Annotated in this window: 17 protein-coding genes and 1 pseudogene; 7 read left to right on the plus strand and 11 right to left on the minus strand. The window is 72.6% G+C overall.

Going from position 1 to position 17,871, the window contains the following annotated elements; genetic code table 11:
- Window positions 1-4: 4 nt before the first annotated feature.
- Genes ACLQ27_RS09820 through ACLQ27_RS09840 form a run of 5 tightly spaced genes read right to left on the minus strand, consistent with a single transcriptional unit; the run spans window position 5 to window position 5,012 of the window.
- Window positions 5-1,513 carry a complex I subunit 4 family protein gene (locus ACLQ27_RS09820; protein ID WP_425866400.1) on the minus strand — a complete coding sequence of 503 codons (1,509 nt, stop codon included), beginning with the start codon at window positions 1,511-1,513 and terminating at the stop codon, window positions 5-7.
- A complete protein-coding gene (locus tag ACLQ27_RS09825; RefSeq protein WP_425866402.1) occupies window positions 1,510-3,444 on the minus strand; it encodes an NADH-quinone oxidoreductase subunit L in 1,935 nt (644 codons plus the stop codon). Before ACLQ27_RS09825 ends, ACLQ27_RS09820 begins: the two co-directional genes overlap by 4 nt.
- Complete coding sequence (gene nuoK, locus ACLQ27_RS09830; RefSeq protein WP_234583473.1) at window positions 3,441-3,794, minus strand: NADH-quinone oxidoreductase subunit NuoK; 354 nt, start codon at window positions 3,792-3,794, stop codon at window positions 3,441-3,443. Before nuoK ends, ACLQ27_RS09825 begins: the two co-directional genes overlap by 4 nt.
- Window positions 3,791-4,342, minus strand: coding sequence for an NADH-quinone oxidoreductase subunit J family protein (locus ACLQ27_RS09835; RefSeq protein ID WP_357494536.1), 552 nt, complete (start codon window positions 4,340-4,342; stop codon window positions 3,791-3,793). Before ACLQ27_RS09835 ends, nuoK begins: the two co-directional genes overlap by 4 nt.
- Window positions 4,343-4,400: 58 nt before the next feature.
- Complete coding sequence (locus ACLQ27_RS09840; protein ID WP_357494538.1) at window positions 4,401-5,012, minus strand: NuoI/complex I 23 kDa subunit family protein; 612 nt, start codon at window positions 5,010-5,012, stop codon at window positions 4,401-4,403.
- A gap of 94 nt (window positions 5,013-5,106) precedes the next feature.
- Here ACLQ27_RS09840 and ACLQ27_RS09845 point away from each other — a divergent pair, with 94 nt between their 5' ends.
- Complete coding sequence (locus tag ACLQ27_RS09845; protein WP_425866406.1) at window positions 5,107-5,682, plus strand: Uma2 family endonuclease; 576 nt, start codon at window positions 5,107-5,109, stop codon at window positions 5,680-5,682.
- On the opposite strand, the gene ACLQ27_RS09850 is transcribed toward ACLQ27_RS09845, so the two are convergent.
- Entirely contained in the window at window positions 5,663-6,091 is a 429-nt protein-coding gene (locus ACLQ27_RS09850) for an ester cyclase (RefSeq protein ID WP_425866408.1), read from the minus strand. The two genes, ACLQ27_RS09845 and ACLQ27_RS09850, sit on opposite strands and share 20 nt — an antisense overlap.
- Window positions 6,092-6,207: 116 nt before the next feature.
- Between ACLQ27_RS09850 and ACLQ27_RS09855 the strand changes: the two genes are divergently transcribed.
- A complete protein-coding gene (locus ACLQ27_RS09855; protein WP_425866410.1) occupies window positions 6,208-7,227 on the plus strand; it encodes a glutathione S-transferase family protein in 1,020 nt (339 codons plus the stop codon).
- A gap of 198 nt (window positions 7,228-7,425) precedes the next feature.
- Here ACLQ27_RS09855 and ACLQ27_RS09860 read toward each other — a convergent pair whose 3' ends face one another.
- Together ACLQ27_RS09860 and ACLQ27_RS09865 are read right to left on the minus strand one after the other, a co-directional pair.
- Entirely contained in the window at window positions 7,426-8,388 is a 963-nt protein-coding gene (locus ACLQ27_RS09860; RefSeq protein WP_357494545.1) for a complex I subunit 1/NuoH family protein, read from the minus strand.
- Window positions 8,389-8,747: 359 nt separating this feature from the next.
- A pseudogene (locus ACLQ27_RS09865) lies at window positions 8,748-9,344 on the minus strand (NADH-quinone oxidoreductase subunit C); the annotation flags it as partial.
- A 116-nt stretch (window positions 9,345-9,460) separates the two neighbouring features.
- Between ACLQ27_RS09865 and ACLQ27_RS09870 the strand changes: the two are divergent.
- Window positions 9,461-10,507, plus strand: coding sequence for a glucose 1-dehydrogenase (locus tag ACLQ27_RS09870; RefSeq protein ID WP_425866412.1), 1,047 nt, complete (start codon window positions 9,461-9,463; stop codon window positions 10,505-10,507).
- A gap of 5 nt (window positions 10,508-10,512) precedes the next feature.
- On the opposite strand, the gene ACLQ27_RS09875 is transcribed toward ACLQ27_RS09870, so the two are convergent.
- Complete coding sequence (locus ACLQ27_RS09875; RefSeq protein ID WP_425866414.1) at window positions 10,513-11,829, minus strand: DUF2252 domain-containing protein; 1,317 nt, start codon at window positions 11,827-11,829, stop codon at window positions 10,513-10,515.
- A 35-nt stretch (window positions 11,830-11,864) separates the two neighbouring features.
- A complete protein-coding gene (locus ACLQ27_RS09880) occupies window positions 11,865-12,446 on the minus strand; it encodes an NADH-quinone oxidoreductase subunit B (RefSeq protein ID WP_357494550.1) in 582 nt (193 codons plus the stop codon).
- Between the two features lie 153 nt (window positions 12,447-12,599).
- On the opposite strand from ACLQ27_RS09880, the gene ACLQ27_RS09885 reads away from it, so the two are divergent.
- From ACLQ27_RS09885 to ACLQ27_RS09900, 4 genes are all read left to right on the plus strand, one after another.
- Window positions 12,600-13,160: an RNA polymerase sigma factor gene (locus ACLQ27_RS09885; RefSeq protein ID WP_425866416.1), complete on the plus strand. Its 561-nt coding sequence runs from the start codon at window positions 12,600-12,602 to the stop codon at window positions 13,158-13,160.
- A complete protein-coding gene (locus tag ACLQ27_RS09890; protein WP_425866418.1) occupies window positions 13,153-14,358 on the plus strand; it encodes a hypothetical protein in 1,206 nt (401 codons plus the stop codon). Before ACLQ27_RS09885 ends, ACLQ27_RS09890 begins: the two co-directional genes overlap by 8 nt.
- Window positions 14,359-14,537: 179 nt before the next feature.
- Window positions 14,538-15,101 carry a SigE family RNA polymerase sigma factor gene (locus ACLQ27_RS09895; RefSeq protein ID WP_234590253.1) on the plus strand — a complete coding sequence of 188 codons (564 nt, stop codon included), beginning with the start codon at window positions 14,538-14,540 and terminating at the stop codon, window positions 15,099-15,101.
- Window positions 15,094-16,302, plus strand: a complete 1,209-nt coding sequence (locus tag ACLQ27_RS09900; protein WP_425866421.1) for a hypothetical protein — start codon at window positions 15,094-15,096, stop codon at window positions 16,300-16,302. The genes ACLQ27_RS09895 and ACLQ27_RS09900 overlap by 8 nt, the downstream gene beginning before the upstream one ends.
- Before the next feature lie 45 nt (window positions 16,303-16,347).
- Here ACLQ27_RS09900 and ACLQ27_RS09905 read toward each other — a convergent pair whose 3' ends face one another.
- On the minus strand, window positions 16,348-17,862 hold the full coding sequence (locus ACLQ27_RS09905) for a pyridoxal phosphate-dependent decarboxylase family protein (protein ID WP_425866423.1): 1,515 nt from the start codon (window positions 17,860-17,862) through the stop codon (window positions 16,348-16,350).
- Between the last annotated feature and the right edge of the window lie 9 nt (window positions 17,863-17,871).

The following is a 17,871-nucleotide window of genomic DNA, read 5'->3' on the forward strand; positions in this document are numbered from 1 at the left end:
GCGCTCATCGGGAGACCACCCCGATCAGGGCGTCGACGGGCGCCTCGGCGACGCCGAGGACCAGCGCCGGAACCAGGCCGATGGCCAGCGCGAGCAGCACCAGCGGCGCCCACGCGGTCAACTCCGCGCCGGCCAGACCCGCCCCGACCCGACCCACCGCGGGGCTCGGCCGGCCGTGGGTGACCTGGCGCAACAACCGCAGGAAGTACGCCGCCGTGAGCGCGCCACCGACCGCCGCAAGCACCCCGAGGGTGATCCACAGCGGACCGCCCACCTGGATCGCCGCGACCACCGCGAACGCCTCCCCCCAGAAGCCGGCCAGCCCGGGCAGGCCGAGCGACGCGATCGCCGCGAACGCCAGCAGGCCCGCCAGCCGTGGCGCGGTCTCCCGCAGCCCGGACAGCTCGGCGAGCGCGCCCGTGCCGGTACGGTCCTTCACGGCACCCGCCAGGAAGAACAGCAGGCCGGTGATCACACCGTGCGCGACGTTGCCGATCAGCGCCGCCTGGATGCCGGTGGCGGTCAGCGTGGCGACGCCCAGCAGGACGAAACCCATGTGCCCCACGCTGGAGTACGCGATGAGCCGCTTCACGTCGGACTGGGCGAGGCAGACCAGCGAACCGATCAGGATCGCGGCGACCGCCAGCACCCCGAGCACCGGCGCGGCCCAGCGGGCGCCCTCGGGCGCCACCCCCACCGCCACCCGGATCAGCCCGTACGTGCCCATCTTGAGCAGCACACCCGCCAGCACGACACTGCCCACCGTCGGGGCCTGCGTGTGCGCGTCGGGCAGCCAGGAGTGCAGCGGCCAGAGTGGGCTCTTCACCGCGAACGCGAGCGCGAGCAACGTGAACGCCGCCAACTGGGTGCCCCGGGACAGCCCGCCCCCACCGGTCAACGCGACCACGTCGGCGGTGCCAGCCGCGGCGACCACGACATACACGCCGACCAGCAGCAGCACCGACCCGAAGAGGGTGTAGAGCGCGAACTTGCGGGCCGCCCGCCGCCGGTCCGCCCCACCCCAGCCGGCGATGATCGCGTACATCGGCAGCAGGACGACCTCGAAGAAGAGGAAGAACAGCACCAGGTCCAGGGCGAGGAACGTGCCGAGGATGCCCACCTCGACCACCAGCAGCAGGGCCACCAACGCCCGGCCGCTGCCGCCGTCCGGCACCCGCCACACCGTGTACGCGCAGCAGAGCAGGGTGAGCAGCGCGGTCAGCACCACCAGCGGCCAGGAGATGCCGTCGACGCCGAGGTGGAAGCGCAGATCCAGGCCGGGCACCCAGGGCAGGTCCACCTGGTGCCACGGACGCACCGCGGGCGTACCGGCCGACCAGGCGAACCATCCGCGCCCACCGAACACCAGCGGCACGGCGGCCAGCAGAGTCAGCGCCGCAGCGATCGTCCCGATGATCCGTGCGGCCCGGTCCCGGGGCGTCGCCGCCACGGCGACCGCGCCCACCGCCGGCACCACCAGCACGGCGACAAGCAGAACCTGCCCAAACGTCATCGGGTAACTCCCAGCACGGCGGCGGCCAGGCCGATCAGAAGGGCGCCGGCCAGGACGCCGGCGGCGGCTCGGGGCAAAGCCGCCCGGTGCAGCGTGGCGAGCCCGGCACCCAGGCCGGAGGCGGCCCGGCCGCTGCCCTCGACGGCGCCGTCGACCACCACCTCGTCGCCGCTGCGCGCGAGGCGGGCCAGCGCCCGGACGGGGCGTACGACAAGGGTGTGCTGGACGTCGTCGAGCCGGAACGCGCGGGCGAAGACCGGCCGCAGCGGACCCAGCGCGGTCGCGGGATCGGCGGCCCGGTCGCGCTGCCAGCGCACACACACCAACCCCGCGCCGACCGCCAGCAGAGCCAGCGGCAGCAGCAGCGCCGGCCCGACGTGGACCAGGCCGTCCTCCGCACCGGCGACCGGCACGGTCGCGAACCGCAGCCGGTCGGCGAACGCGCCCACGAACCCGGCCAGGCCGAGCAGCGCGGCCGGCACGGCCAACAGCAGCACCGGCCACCGCAGCACCGCAGGCGGATCGTGCGGCGTGGCCAGCGGCAGCCGGGGCTCGCCGAAGAAGGCCCGCAGCAGCAGTCGGCCCGCGTACCAGGCGGTGATCGCCACACCGAGCAACCCGGCCAGCCAGACCAGCCAACCCACCCACGACGGCGCCGGCCCGGTGCCCTCCAGCGCGGCCGACTCGGCGACCGTCAACACGCCGTCCTTGCTCCAGAAGCCGGCCAGCGGCGGCACACCGGCGAGGGCCCCCAGGCCGATCACCGTGCACCAGAACGTCACAGGCATGCTGCGCCGCAGACCACCCATCTCCGACATCAGCGTGGTGCCCACGGCGTGGATCACCGCGCCGGCGGCGAGGAACAGCAGCGCCTTGAACGCGGCGTGGGTGAGCAGGTGGAACAGCGCCGCCGACGGTGAGCCGACGGCCAGCGCGCCGGTCATGTAGCCGAGCTGGGACACGGTCGACCAGGCCAGCACCCGCTTGATGTCGTCCTGGGCGGTGGCGGCGAGCGCCCCGAGCAGCAGGGTGATCGCGCCGAGCACCCCGAGCACCGTCAACGTGACCGGAGCCGCCGTGAACAGCGGGTAGAGGCGGGTCACCGCGTACACCCCGGCGGCCACCATCGTCGCGGCGTGGATCAGCGCGGAGATCGGCGTCGGGCCGGCCATCGCGTCCGGCAACCAGGTGTGCAGCGGGAACTGCGCGCTCTTGCCGGCCACCCCGGCCAGCAGCAACAGGCCGGCGGCGGTCAGCGTCGCGCCGGAGTGGTCGTGCGCGAGCACGTCGGCGATCCGGAAGCTGCCCGTCGACACGCCGAGCAGCGCGATGCCGAGCAGGAAGCCGACGTCACCCACCCGGGTCACCAGGAACGCCTTCATCGCGGCGGCCGGTGCGCCCGCAAGCCGGCGGTCGTGGGCGATGAGCAGGTACGAGCAGAGGCCCATCACCTCCCAGCCGACCAGCAGCATGATCAGGTCGCCGGAGACCACCACGAGCAGCATCGCGCCGGTGAAGAGGCTGATCTGGGCGGCGTACGGCGGGTAGCGGTGGTCGACGTCGACGTCGTCGTGGGGGCCGCGCCGCAGATAGCCGATCGAGTAGACCTGCACGGCCAGGGCTACCGCGGCGACCGCGACGGCGACCAGCGCGGCCGCGCCGTCCAGGCGTACGCCGAGGGTCACCCGCAGCCCGCCGATGTCGACCCAGGTCGTCGACGTCTGTGTCGGACCGTCGACCGTCACCAGCAGGGCGACGGCCAACGCCAGCGCGCCGGCGGCGCCGGCCACCCCGATCGTCACGGCCGCCGTGCGCGCCCGGTCACCACCGGCCGCTCCGCCCGGGCGACGTGGGGCCGGCGGCAGCAGCAGACCGAGCAGGCCGGCAACCAGCGGTACGGCGGGCAGCGCCGCCCCGAGCAGCCCGGTCACCGAGCCGCCTCCGCGCTCTGGCCGACGGGCCGCGCGGGCACCGGCGGCTCGGTCAACGCCACGTCATCCACCGCCACTGTGGCCCGCAGGCGGTAGAGCTGAAGGACGATCGCCAGCCCCACCCCGATCTCCGCGGCGGCGAGCACGATGACGAACAGCGCGAAGACCTGACCGGAGTGCGGCAGCACCGCGCGGACCGTGGTGTCCGCCGTGACCAGGATGAGGTTCACCGCGTTGAGCATCAACTCGACAGCCATCAGCACCAGCACGGCGTTGCGTCGGCGCAGCACGCCGTACACGCCGAGGCCGAACAGCAGCGCCGCGGTGACGTACGGGATGACGGGCCTCACCGACGCCCCCCGGAGGTCAGGCTCCCCGCCGACGCCTCGGCGTCGTCGCCGCGCCGGCCGATGTCCGGACGGGACAGCACCACCGCGCCCACCAGGGCGGACAGCAGGAGTACGGAGAGCACCTCGAACGGCAGCACCCAGGAGGTGAAGATCTGCTCGCCCAGCCGCTCGGCAGTGCCCGCGTCGGGCATCGTGACGGTGCTCCAGCGGTACGCGTCGACCAGCAGTACGCTCAACCCCAGGCCGGCGCCGCCACCGATCAGCGCGGCGGGCCAGCCGGGCCGGTCCAGATCGTCGGAGGCTCCGATCGGGGCCCGCGTCAGCATCACCGCGAACAACAGCAGCACCACCACCGCGCCCACATAGATCAGCACCTGCACCCAGGCGACCAGCTCGGCGCCGAGCACCAGATAGTCGCCGGCCAACGCGCCCAGGCAGACCACCAGGTAGAGCCCTGCCCGGACCAGCTGCTTCGTGGTCACCACCAGCACGCCGGCGCCCACCGCGACCGCGCCCAGGGCGAGCAGCAGCAGATCCGCGCCGGTCACCGGGCCGCCCTTTCGCCGGGTCGGGCCGTCACGACGTGTCCCGTCACGATCTGTCCCCTCACGACGCGGGACCCGGGTCGGCGTCGGGGCGTACCGCGGGTGGGATCGAACGCGCGGCCTTGCGCGCCGCCGCGGTCTCCTCCTTGGCCGGCTCGCCGTTCGGGTCGTGCGCCGGCGGCGGTGGAACCGTGGCCATCCACTGACCAAGGTGGTCCTTGTCGTGCAGCAGGTCCTTGATGTCGTACTCGGCGTACTCGAACTCGGGAGACCAGTAGAGCGCGTCGAACGGGCAGACCTCGATGCAGATGCCGCAGTACATGCAGAGCGAGAAGTCGATGTCGAACTTGTCGAGCACGTTGCGCTGGCGGGGGCGGGCGGCGCCGGGCACCGCCACCTCCTCCTTGTGGGAGTCGATGTAGATGCACCAGTCCGGGCACTCGCGGGCGCAGAGCATGCAGACCGTGCAGTTCTCCTCCGACAGCGCGATCACTCCGCGCGAGCGCGGCGGCAGCTCGGGGGCGACGTCCGGGTACTGCTGCGTGGTCGAGCGGCTGGTCATCGTCTTGAGGGTGACCGCCAGCCCCTTGACCAGGCCCGCGCCGGGCAGGCCGCGCTCGATGGCGCCGCCCGTCGGATCGCCGTGCTCGCTGGAGTCGGTCATGTGGACCATCCTGCCCTGTGGCCCCGGCGCGCGCGACCACCACCCACAGGTCCACGGCGCTACGGTGGTCGCGGGGAGAACGACGCACCTGGAAGGACCCGCCATGACCGCCGCGCTGCAGAGCGACTACCCGCCCGAGAGCGGATGGACGACTGACGATCTGGATGCGCTGCCCGAGGACGGCCGCCGCCGGGAACTGCTCGATGGCGTGGTGCTGATGTCCCCCTCCTCCACCCGTACCCACCAGAGCATCGCTGGCCGGCTGATGGCCGCGCTCGACGAGGACTGCCCCGACGGCTACGACGTGACCCAGGCGGTCGAGGTGCGGATCAACCGCACCCGATCGTTCATCCCCGACGTGCTGATCACCGCGGCCGACGCGGCGGCGCGCGAGCCGTCGAGGTACGAGCCGCACGAGGTGGTCGTCGCCATCGAGATCGTCTCGCCGAGCACCCGCTCGATCGACCGGGTGTTGAAACCGGCGCTGTACGCCCAGGCCGGCATCCCCTTCTACTGGCGGATCGAGACCGAGGGTGGCGGGTTGGAGGTCGTGACCTACCGGATCGACGCGGTGAACGAGGTCTACGCCGAGACGGGGCGGTGGACGAAGTTCGTCGACACCGGCGAACCGTTCCCGATCAACCTGCCGATCAGCCGGATCACGCCCCGGGTCCGTTGACGACCGTCGGTGGGAGCATCTCGACGCCGAGCTGCTGGAGCAGCTGGAACAGTTCGTTGCAGCTCCACACCTCGACGATCCGGCCCGCCGTGTCGAAGCGCAGGAACGTCGCCCCGGAGTAGCTGACGACCTGGCCGGTCGGCGGCACCGGCCCGAACTGCCCGGCGTGGGTGCCGGCCGCCCGCCAGTGCACGGCCACCCGCTCGCCGGCGGCGACCACGTCGACGATCTTGTAGCGCAGGTCCGGGAAGGCCGCCCGCCGCTCGCGGTGCCAGGCCAGTGTCGCCTCCGGGCCGGTCCCACCCAGGCCGGGGCACTCCTCGGCGATCAACTCGTGGACCGACTCCTCCCGGCGGGCGTTCCACACGTCGGCGATGAAGCGCCGGGCCGCCGCCTCCACATCCGTCATGCCGGCAGGGTATCCGGGCGGGCCGGACCCGAGCCGGGCCAGGTTGAGCCGCACCGCACGGCCGGACCGAAGATCCGCGAGGATGAGACGGAGGCGGCAACAGACCGGAGGATGACGTGGGCGAGGAAACAGGCGGGAAGTACGTCGAGCCGGGTGGCGAGTTCACCCGGGACCAGCGGTACATCGCCACCCGGATCACCGCGGACGGGCGGGACGGCTACCCGGTCGAGCCGGGCCGGTACCGGCTGGCGGTCAGCCGAGCCTGCCCGTGGGCCAACCGCCTGATCATCGTGCGACGGCTGCTCGGCCTGGAGGACGCCATCTCGATGGCGGTGGCCGGCCCGACCCACGACGCCCGGAGCTGGACCTTCGACCTCGACCCGGGTGGGCGGGACCCGGTGCTCGGCGTCGAGCGCCTCCAGGAGGCGTTCTTCAAACGCTTCCCCGACTACGACCGCGGCATCACCGTGCCGGCGATGATCGACGTGCCGACCGGGCAGGTGGTGACCAACGACTACGCGCAGATGAGCCTGGACCTGTCCACCCAGTGGACCGCGTACCACCGCGACGGCGCCCCCCAGCTCTATCCCGAGCACCTGCGGGAGCAGATCGACGAGGTCAACGACGTGGTGTTCCGCGACGTCAACAACGGCGTCTACCGGTGCGGCTTCGCGGGCAGCCAGGAGGCGTACGACAAGGCGTACCACCGGCTGTTCGACCGGCTGGACTGGTTGACCGAGCGGCTGACCGACCAGCGGTACCTGGTCGGCGACACCATCACCGAGGCCGACGTGCGGCTGTTCACCACGCTGGTCCGCTTCGACCCGGTCTATCACGGTCACTTCAAGTGCAACCGGCAGAAGCTGAGCGAGATGCCGGTGCTGTGGGCGTACGCCCGGGACCTGTTCCAGACCCCCGGGTTCGGCGACACCATCGACTTCGACCACATCAAGCGGCACTACTACGAGGTGCACCGGGACATCAACCCGACCGGAATCGTGCCGCTCGGCCCCGACCTGTCCAACTGGGTCACCCCGCACGGCCGTGAAGCGCTCGGCGGCCGCCCCTTCGGCGACGGCACCCCACCCCCACCCCCGGCCGAGCCGGTCGACCCGGCGCACACCCCGCTGCGCTGACCCCCTCCCGCGCCGGCCGCAGTCCCGCGCCGGCGGCCGACCTCGTCGATCATGGACTTGTGGTGCCCGATTCGGGAATGGACAGGTGTTTTGTCACCCACCACAACTCCATGATCGACGCGGCGGGGCGGACGGCGGGCAGCCGGGGCCGGGCGCGGCGGGGCGGGGCGGCGGGCGGCGGGGGCGCGGGCGGCGGGGTTAGAGGGCTACGCGGACTGCTGCGGTGAGGACCAGTTGGGCGAGGGAGGCGGGGACCAGGACCAGCCAGCAGAGGCGTTGGAGCTGGTCCTCGCGCAGCCGGGGGTACGACACCCGCAGCCAGATGATCACGAAGGCGACGGCGAAGATCTTGAGCAGGGTCCACAGCCAGCCCAGGTGCTCGTCGGCGAACGGGCCCTGCCAGCCACCGAGGAACAGCACAGTGGTCAGCGCGGCGATCACCACGATGCCGACGTACTCGGCGAGCAGGAAGAACGCGAACCGCAGCCCCGTGTACTCGGTCATGTAGCCGAAGACCAGCTCCGAGTCGGCCACCGGCATGTCGAACGGCGGCCGACGGATCTCGGCCAGCCCGGCCACGAAGAAGATGATCATCGCGGGTGCCTGCCAGAGCAACCACCACGGCTGCCACGCCTCCACGATGCCGGACAGGCTGAGCGTGCCGGCCGCCATCGCCACCGAGGCGGCGGCCAGCACCAGCGGCAGCTCGTAGCCGAGCAGCTGGGCGGCCCCGCGCAGCCCGCCGAGCAGGCTGTACTTGTTGGCCGACGCCCACGCCGACATGAGCACCGCCACCACCCCGACGCCGACCACGGCCAGCACGAAGAACAGGCCGATGTCCAGCGGTTGCCCGACCAGGTCGTTCGGGCCGAGCGGGATGACCAGCAGCACCAGCAGGTACGGCACCAGGGCCACCGCCGGCGCCAGCCGGAACACCGCCCGGTCCGCCTCGCGCGGGGTGATGTCCTCCTTCTGCACGAACTTGACGCCGTCCGCCACGAGTTGCGCCCAACCGTGGAAGCCACCCGCGTACATCGGGCCGAGGCGGCCCTGCATGTGCGCCATCACCTTGTGCTCAGCCTGGCCGACGAGCAGCGGCAGGGTGAGGAACGCGACGATCACGCCGCCCACCCGGAGCACCAGCTCCACCCAGAGCGGCATCAGGCCGTACCCCCGTCGTGGTCGGTCCGGTCGTCGCGGCCCGGCGGGTCCGCGACCGCCTCACCACGGGCGGCGGCCGGGTCGCCACCGGGCTCCCCGCCCGCGTCGGGGCCGGGCCGGTCGCGGGCGACGCCAGCTGCGGCCGGGCCTGCGCCGGACGCGGGCTTCTCGGCCGGTGCCGGGCCGCCGGCGGTGGCGGCAGCCGGGCCTGCGCCGGGCGCGGGCTTGTCCGCAGGTGCCGGGTCGTCGGCGGGGCCGGCAGCCCGGGGAGTACGCGCCGGACGGGCCCCCGGTGCCGGCCGTGCGGGTCGCTCGCCGGCTGGTCTGGCGGGGGTGCCGCCGCGGGGACCCTCCCCCACGCCACCCGCGCCGGCGGGAGTCGGGGTCGTGCCCCACTCGCCGGGTGCTGGCACGCCCGGCGGACGGATCGGTCGGCGGCCACCGCCGGCCTCCGACTCGCCCGGCTCCTTCGCGCCCGGCCAGGGCTTCGCCACCCGGGAGGCGAGCACGAACTCCTTGCGCAGCGGGTGACCCTCGAACTCGGGGGGCAGCAGCAGCGGTCGCAGCTCCCCGTGGCCGACGAAGTCGATGCCGAACATTTCGTGGGTCTCCCGCTCGTGCCAGGCGGCACCCGGGTAGACGTCGACCACCGAGGCCACCGAGGGCGCGGCGCGGGGCACCCGGGTGCGCAGCAGGACGCCGTGCCGCAACCGCGTCGACCACAGGTGCGCCACCACGTCGAAGCCCTCGGCCAACTCGTCGACGGCGGAGAGCCAGTCGAAGAAGTCGCAGGCCAGCTCGCTGTCATCGCGGGCGGCGCGGACGGCTGCCGACCAACTCGCCGGGGGTACATCGACGGTGGCCCGGGCGAACCGCTGCCCGCCGGAGACCGACGGGGTCGCCTCGACCGGCGCGAGCAGCGCGACCAGCCGAGCGCCGACCTCTTCCTCAGTCATGCCGCTGATCCTAGGGCGTCGGCCCTGCGTCGACCCGGCCCGCGGTCCACGACCGACCGCCGGTGATCTGCCCGCTTTACCGGGCGGCGGGCCCGTCGGCGGGGAAAGATGAGGGCGTGCGCGCTGTCACTGTGAACCCCGGGGTCGCCAACTCGCTGAGCCTCGTCGAGGATCAGCCGGAACCGACGCCGCAGGAGGGCGCGGTCCTGGTCGAGGCGCTTGCCGTGGGAATCTGCGGCACCGACCACGAGATCATCGCCGGGGAGTACGGCGAGGCGCCGCCGGGTGCGGACCGCCTGATCATCGGGCACGAGTCGCTGGGCCGGGTGATCGAGGATGCGAGCGGCACCCTGCAACCCGGCGACCTGGTGGCCGGCATCGTCCGGCACCCCGACCCGGTGCCCTGCCCCAACTGCGCGGTGGGCGAGTGGGACATGTGCCGCAACGGTCTGTACACCGAGCACGGCATCAAGGCGCTGCCCGGGTTCGCCCGGGACCGCTGGCGGATCGAGTCCCAGTTCGCGGTCCGCCTCGACCCGGTGCTGGCCCAGGTCGGCGTGCTGTTGGAGCCGACGAGCGTGGTGGCCAAGGCGTGGGACCACATCGAGCGGATCGGCCACCGGGCCGAGTGGCAGCCGCAGACCGTCCTGGTGACCGGCGCCGGGCCGATCGGGCTGCTGGCCGCGCTGCTCGGCACCCAGCGCGGGCTCACCGTCCACGTGCTGGACCGGGCCACCGACGGGCCCAAGCCGGAGCTGGTCGCCGGGCTCGGCGCCACCTACCACGCGGTGCCGGTCAACGACCTGCCGTTCGAGCCGGACGTGGTGATCGAGTGCACCGGCGCACCCACTGTCGTCCTCGACGTCATGTGCAAGGCGGCGCCGACCGGCATCGTCTGCCTGGCCGGGGTGTCCAGCGGCGGCCGGAGCATCGACTTCGACGCCGGGGCGCTCAACCGGGCGCTGGTGCTGGAGAACAACGTGGTGTTCGGCTCGGTGAACGCCAACCGGCGGCACTGGACCATGGCCGCGCAGGCACTCGCCCGCGCCGACCAGGTCTGGCTCTCCTCGCTGATCACCCGACGGGTCCCGGTGAACAGGTACGCCGACGCGTACGCCCCCGGCCCGGACGACATCAAGGTCGTCCTGGAGTTCGCCTCCTGAAGGCCCTAGATGCCCGGCAGCCGGCCGTTGCGGAACAGGTCCACGAAGAGCTGGTGATCCTGGCGGGCGCGGACCCCGTACGTGTGCGCGAAGTCCACCAGGTGGGTGACGAAACCCGTCGCGTCGGTGTCCACGGCGGCGACGATCGCCTCCTCGGTGGAGTAGTCCACCAGGTCGTGACTGGACTCGTCGTCGGCGACCGAGTGCATCCGGGCCACCGCCCGGCCAAGGTCGGCCAGCACCCCGGTCAGCTCGTCCGGCTCGTTGACGTCGGACCAGTCCAGGTCGGCCGCGTACGGGGAGACCTCGGCGACGAGCTGCCCGGCACCGTCCAGCTCGGTGAAGCCCAGCCACGGGTCGGCGTGCGCCTGCAACGCCCGCTGCGACTCGGCGGTCCGGTGGCCCTGGTGCTGGAAGTAGCCGGCCACCGACTCGTCGGTCGAGTAGCGGGCCACCGCCGGGACCTGCGCCTGCTTCATGTAGATCACGACGTCGTTCTCCAGTGCCTGCGTGTGCCCCTCCAGGAGCAGGTTGTACGACGGCAGGCCGGCCGACCCGATGCCGACGCCCTTGCGCAGCACCACGTCCTTGATCCGCGTCGCCACCGGGCGCAGCCGCGCCGAGGCGGCGGGCAGGGTGCCCAGGTACTCCTCGAAGGCGGCGAGAACCCGCTCCCGGGTCTTCCCGTCGACCTCGAAGACCCCGTCTCCGATGGAGAACCGCCGCTCGTAGTTGTCGACTGTGGTCTGCTCGGCGAGCAGGTCGACCCGCGTGTTGAGGCGGGCCTGCTGGAGCACCCGACGCAGCACGCCGTCGGCGTTCTCCAGGGTGATCGAGCCGATCGCGTCGTCCCCGCCGGCGGCGATCGCCCGCAGCTCGGTCAGGTAGGAGCGGGCGAAGCCGGCCACCAGCTCACCGATCACGGTGTCGGAGAGGGCCTTGCTGTAGCCGAGCAGCGCGACGCTGGCCGCGAACCGGCGCAGGTCCCAGGTGAACGGCCCGACGTACGCCTCGTCGAAGTCGTTGACGTTGAACACCAACTGCCCGGAGGCGTTCATGTAGGTGCCGAAGTTCTCCGCGTGCAGGTCGCCGTGGATCCACACCCGGCCGGTCCGCTCGTCGAGGAAGCTGTCGTCGGCGAAGTCACCACGCTGATCGGCGTAGAACAACGCGGCGCTGCCCCGGTAGAAGGCGAACGGCGACGCGGCCATCTTGCGGAACTTACGGCGGAAGGCGGCCGGGTCGATCGCCATCGACGCGCCGAACTCCTCGGTGAGCACGTCGACGATGTGGGCGGACCGCCGGTCTACGGAATTGCTCATGATGCGCAGGCTAGCCGGGCCCGGCCAGCCCGCCGTCAGTTCGTGGCAGGTGGGCGTACCGGTGGGGCGGTGAGGGAGTCGACCGAGCGCGGGGCGGCGGCTTCGCGGGGCGGGGCGTCCAGCGGTGCGGCGAGCAGATCCCGCTGCGGCACGCCGCCGATGCCGGACTGCTCGGCGGCGATCTTCTCCTGTAGGCGCAGGATGCCGTGCAGGAGCGCCTCCGGGCGGGGCGGGCAGCCGGGCACGTAGACGTCGACCGGAATGAGCTGGTCGACGCCCTTGGTCACCGAGTACGAGTCCCAGTAGGGGCCGCCGCAGTTCGAGCAGGCGCCGAACGAGATGACGTACTTCGGCTCGGGCATCTGGTCGTAGAGCCGTTTGATGGCCGGGGCCATCTTGTCGGTCACGGTGCCGGAGACCACCATGAGGTCGGCCTGCCGGGGGCCGTGGGCGAACGGGATCACGCCCAGCCGAATGAAGTCGTGCCGACCCATGCTGGTGGCGATGAACTCGATCGCGCAGCAGGCCAGGCCGAAGTTGAACACCCAGAGCGAGTAGCGGCGCCCCCAGTTCAGCACGAACCGGATCGGCTCACCGAGCACTGCCGGTAGCTGCACGGACGTCCCCTCTCCTCATCCCACAGTGAATCACAGCCGCGTGTCACGGACCGGACAGGCAACCCGACCGGTTCGACCGCAACCGGTGGGCGCAGCCGATTGTGTGACCGGTGCTGGCGAACACGCCGCCTGCGCCCGCCACGGGGAGGACGAGTGCTTGTGACGAGAGAAGTACGGGTGGGCGGACCGCCTCCCGAACCGCCGGGAAGCCCCGTCCCCGCGACTGCCGAACTGGTCTTCGACGACTTCTACCACGCCCACTTCCGATCGCTTGTGGTGCAGCTCACGGCGTACACCGGTGATCGTGGGCAGGCGCAGGACCTGGTTCAGGAGGCTTTCTGTCGGGCGTACACCCACTGGAGCCGACTCGCCCGGTACGACGATCCGCTGGCCTGGGTGCGCCGGGTCGCCTGGAACCTCGGCCACAACCGCTGGAGGCGGTTGCGGACCGCGCAGGCCTGGCTGCTGCGGCAGCGCGAGACACACGTCGCCGAGCCAAGCCCCGACCGGGTCGCCCTCGACACCGCGCTGGCCAAGCTGCCACCGAAGCAGCGACGGGCTGTCGTGCTGCACTACCTCGCCGACCTGACGGTCGCCGAGATCGCCGCCCAGGAACGGGTCGCCGAGGGGACCGTCAAGTCCTGGCTGCACCGGGGCCGGGCGGCCCTCGCGACGCACCTACGCGACACCACCGAGGGGGTGCGAGATGTCTGAGCAGGAGATCCTCGGCCTCGCCGAAGAGTTCGCCACCTATCGCCGTACCGCGCTGGCGGAGGTCGAGGTACCCGGGCCCGCCGCCGTGCGGCGGACGGCTCGGGGACGCGGCCGTCGCCGGCTGGCCGCCACCACCGCGACGGTGCTCGCGCTGTTCGGCGGGGCCGCCGTTGGGTACGCGGCGATGAGTGGCCCGGACCGCGAGCCGGGCCCGGTCGACCCCACGCCGACCATCTCCGCGTCGCCCACCCCGAGCGGCACGGCGAGCCAGACCCCCAGCCCGTCCGCCACGAGTGGCAGCCCGCTCCCCACCGCCCCGAGCGCGAAGATCAGCCGTGCTCAACTGCTCGGCGCGGCGGTGACCCTGCCCGCGTGGCGAGCCGGGCGGGGATGCCCCACGTCGGGCATCCGGCTCAGCGGTGACGACCGTGAGGGCGCCAACTGGCTGCTGGCGTTCGACCAGGGGGACGTCGACGGGGACGGCGCGGTGGAGGCGGTGGCGCTGGTGCAGTGCGTGCTCGGCAGCGGCGGGCCCATGCAGGTGGTCGCCTTCGACCGCGACCAGCAGGGCAGGATCGTCACACTGGGCCGGGTGGTCGCCACGAGCATCGACAAGCCACAGTGGTTGTTCGCCCTCGACGTGGTGGACGACGGCACCGTGCGGGTGCAGGTCGGCGACATCGCACCCGGTGGTGGCTGGCCCGGTGAATGGTCACAGCGACAGTGGCGGGGCTACCGCCTCGAGGGCGGGTCGTTCGCGCAGGTCTCCGGGCCGACGAGCTTCGGGCCGAACCCGCACGACGTCAACCTCGTCGTCAGCGCCACGAACCTCGTGCTGGCCGACGCGCCGGACGGCTCCCGTACCGGCACGATCACCGTGCGCATCCGCAACGGGGCCGGCGGACCTGCGGCCTACGTGGCGCTACGGCTTGGCCTGCCGGCGGCGGTCCGCCCGGACGGGAACGGTTGGGCGGCCTGCCGCAACGACCCGGAGAAGACCCGGGAGCCCTTGACCTGCGACCTGAACCAGCTCGGGGCCGGCAAGGAGGTCCGCCTCACGCTGGGCTTCCGGGTCGCTGCCGGCACCACTGTCGGCACAGGGAAGGCCGACGTGGACGCACGCCCGATGGATGCGAGCTTCGACTTCGTGCAGGAGGTCTACGACCCGGACAACACTGCGGTGATCACCTACCGCTGACCCGGTCCGACCGGGATGGGACACGGCCGCGCTCACCGAGCGCGGCCGTGTCGGCATGCGACAGTCGCGTCGCTCGTGCCGACTGTCGGATTAGCGGCCCCGCGGGGCGCAACCAGATCGACAGCGGTGGAGTGTTACCGGCGCCAGGGCACCGGCCCCGGCGCCAACGGGGAGGGGCAGTGACAGCAACGATGGGAGCCCGCGCCAACGAACCACCGGCGGCGTTGACGGCCGCAGGGGTGAACGCGGTCGTGATCAGCTTCGACGACTTCTACCACGCGCACTTCCGCAGCGTGACTGCCCAACTCTGCGCGTACACGGGGGATCTGGGCCACGCTCAGGATCTCGCCCAGGAGGCGTTCTGCCGGGCGCTGGCGCGCTGGGACCGTCTGGTCCGGTACGACGATCCGGTGGCCTGGGTTCGCCGGGTCGCCTGGAACCTGGCCCGCAGCCGTTGGCGTCGGCTGCGCACGGCCCGCAATCACCTTCTGCGGCAGCGGCGCACCGAGGCCGAGGTGGACGGCCCGACACCGGACCGGGTGGCTATCGACGCGGCGCTCGCACAACTGCCCGCCAACCACAGGCGGGCCGTCATCCTGCACTACCTGGCCGACCTGTCGGTCAACCAGATCGCTCTTCAGGAAGGGGTGGCGGAGGGAACCGTCAAGTCCTGGCTGCACCGCGGCCGGACCGCCCTTGCCGGACTGCTCGACGAGAACACCGAGGGGGTGTCCAATGTCTGATCTCGAACCGCGGCTGCGCGAGCGGTTCACCGCGTACCGCGTCGATGTCACCACCCGGGCCGTCGGCCCCGGTCCCGACCAGGCCCGACGCACCCTGCGGCGGCGGCGGCGGACGAGGGCCGTGGCCGTCGCCGCGGCGGCTGTCGTCCTGGTGCTGGCGCCGGTCGTCGCCAACGCAGCGCTGAAGGGCGACCGGACGCCGCCGGTCCCGGCCCAGTCCGTCGACCCGACGTTGCCGCCGACGACGGCACCGCCGCCGCCCACACCGTCGGTCAGCCAGTCGCCGACTTCCACGCCCACAGCCGACCCGGAGGCCCCGGACGGCCGGATCAGCCGGAGCCAGCTGCTCGCCGCCCGCCTGGACCTGCCGGCGTGGCCGCCGGCCCTGCCGTCGACCTGCACCACGTCGAACGTGCGGCTGGCGACCAGCGCGAACAAGAACTTCGTTCCGCTGCTGAGCGACCTGGAGGTGGGCCACGCCGACCTGGACGGGGACGGCGCCGAGGAGACGGTCGCCGTCGTCTCCTGCCGGTACGGCGAGGCGTCGGCGAAGCAGGTGGTCGCCTTCGACAGGGACGACGATGGGCGGATCGTGACGCTCGGGAGAGTCGTGCGGACCACCGACGGTGTCGAGGACATTCGCGGCTTGGAGGTCACCGCGGCAGGCGCGGTCCAGGTGCGGGTGGCCGACCTGCAACCGTGTTGCGACACCCCGAGCTACTGGCCGCAGGAACAGCTGCGCACCTACCGGTTCAAGGGGGGCCGGTTCACCCAGACCGACGGTCCCACCAAGTTCGGCAAGGATCCGCGGCTCACCGACCTGCGATTGTCAATGACCCACACGCTTGTCGACGCGCCGGGTGGCCGCAAGCTGACCACGGTCTTCACAGTGAAGAACGCGGGGCCTGTCGATGCGGCACAGGTCGAGCTGCGCGGCTTCAACCTGGGTGAGCCGACGGGTGGCGACTGGTCCAGGTGCGACCCGAAGGTGGCGGCAGCTAACGACAACAACTCGTGCCTGCTGCCGGGGGTGCCGGCCGGTGAGTCGCGGCGCTACACCTTCGTGCACCTGGTGCCCGACCGTTCGGGCGCCGACGCGATGACGCGCGCCTTCCATGTCACGCACTTCGACGCCCAGGACCGACAGTGGCGCGATCTCGCCGACAAGGACAACCAGGTGCAACTCCCCGGCGCGCTCTGAGCCGGACGTCGGTGCCCCACCCCGGTCGGGGTGAGGCACCGGCGTTCAGTCGTCCGAACCCCAGGTGGGGCGTTGCAGCAGAGCGACGAACTCGACCAGGAGCCGTTCGCGCAACGCAGGCGGGGCGGCGTCGAGCAGCGTGTTCACCAGCGCCATTCGATCCGGCAGGGGCCCCGACGCGCCGGTGTCGGGCCCGCCACCCAGCCCCAGCCCGCCGGCCAGGCCGGCGACCACCTCCGGCGTCAGGGCCTCGGGGGTGAGGGCACCGACCAGGGACGCCAACTCGGCGGGCAGCCGCACCGGGCCGACAGCCTGGGCCGCCGCCACAGCGGCGGCGAGATCCGGCCCGAACTCGGCCACCCGGGGCGCGACCGAGGCGGTCACCGTGAGGTGCACGCTGGCCGGCAGACCGGCGTACGACAGCTGGGGCTGGGTGTGCCAGCCGCGCGCGGTCAGCTCGTCCACCAGGACGAACAGGTCGGGGCCATCCTCGGTGGCGGTGAAGCAGACGACTGTCGACTCCGGCTCGGCCAGCAGCCGCAGACTGTCGACGGCGCGGACCGCGTCGGCCAGGCCGGCGACCGCGTCCCGGGTCACGGCGGCCAGCCGCAGGTAGCCGGCGTCGCCCAGGTGCCGCAGGGTGGCGTACGCGGCGGCGATCGGCCCGCCCGACCGGGTGGACGCGATCACCGGGTTGATCATCGTGTAGCCGGGCCAGTCGGCGTACGCGAAGTACTGCGGCGCACGGAGAGCGGCGTTGCGGTGCAGCAGCACCGACACGCCCTTCGGCGCGTACGCGTACTTGTGCAGGTCCACCGAGATGGAGGTGACCCCGGGCACCGTGAAGTCGAACGCCGGCACCGGCTCGCCGAGGCGACGCAGATACGGCAGGGTCCAGCCGCCGAAGCAGGCGTCGACGTGACAGCGCACCCCGGCGTCGGCGGCCACGGCAGCGATCTCGGCCACCGGGTCCACCACCCCGTGCGCGTACGACGGCGCCGAGCAGGCGACCAGCACCGTCTCCGGCCCGATCGCGGCGGCCATCGCGGCCGGCTCGGGGCGCAGAGTGTCAAGCGAGACCGGCACCACGTCCAGCGCCACCCGCAGATAGTGCGCCGCCTTGGCGAACGCGGCGTGGGCGCTCGCCGGCACCACGATCCGGGGTGCGGCGATCTCCGGATGTGCGTCGCGGGCCGCCTTGACGGCGAGGATCAGCGACTCGGTGCCGCCGCTGGTGACGCTGCCGACCACGTCGGGCGCGGTCGTGCCCGGCCCACCACCGAGCACCCGGCCCGCGGCGCCGACGAGCGCGTTCTCCATGGCCAGCAGGGACGGGAAAGCGGTCGGGTCGAGCCCGTTGACGTGCGCGCTCTCGGAGTGCGCGGCGGCGGCGAGGTCGTCGAGCCCCGGCACCGCCGGGTCGTACACGTACGCGAACAGCCGACCCCCGTGCGTAGGCCGATCAGCGGCGCGGAGCCGTCGAACCTCCGCCAGCGCGACATCCGCGGCCACCCCGTCGGACGACAGCGCCCCGCCCGAGACCCTGCTCTCGTCGATCATGAAATCGTG

It is taken from the genome of Micromonospora sp. DT63 (assembly GCF_049841615.1).
Classification (GTDB): Bacteria; Actinomycetota; Actinomycetes; order Mycobacteriales; family Micromonosporaceae; genus Micromonospora.

Excerpts from the sequence above, each read along its gene's own strand:
- ACLQ27_RS09860 (WP_357494545.1), bottom strand. The coding sequence starts at position 8,388 with ATGCCGCTCTGGGTGGAGCTGGTGCTCCGGGTGGGCGGCGTGATCGTC.
- ACLQ27_RS09845 (WP_425866406.1), top strand. The coding sequence starts at position 5,107 with ATGACCGCCGCGCTGCAGAGCGACTACCCGCCCGAGAGCGGATGGACG.
- ACLQ27_RS09900 (WP_425866421.1), top strand. The coding sequence starts at position 15,094 with ATGTCTGATCTCGAACCGCGGCTGCGCGAGCGGTTCACCGCGTACCGC.
- ACLQ27_RS09840 (WP_357494538.1), bottom strand. The coding sequence starts at position 5,012 with ATGGTCCACATGACCGACTCCAGCGAGCACGGCGATCCGACGGGCGGC.
- ACLQ27_RS09850 (WP_425866408.1), bottom strand. The coding sequence starts at position 6,091 with ATGACGGATGTGGAGGCGGCGGCCCGGCGCTTCATCGCCGACGTGTGG.
- ACLQ27_RS09890 (WP_425866418.1), top strand. The coding sequence starts at position 13,153 with ATGTCTGAGCAGGAGATCCTCGGCCTCGCCGAAGAGTTCGCCACCTAT.
- ACLQ27_RS09820 (WP_425866400.1), bottom strand. The coding sequence starts at position 1,513 with ATGACGTTTGGGCAGGTTCTGCTTGTCGCCGTGCTGGTGGTGCCGGCG.
- ACLQ27_RS09875 (WP_425866414.1), bottom strand. The coding sequence starts at position 11,829 with ATGAGCAATTCCGTAGACCGGCGGTCCGCCCACATCGTCGACGTGCTC.
- ACLQ27_RS09905 (WP_425866423.1), bottom strand. The coding sequence starts at position 17,862 with ATGATCGACGAGAGCAGGGTCTCGGGCGGGGCGCTGTCGTCCGACGGG.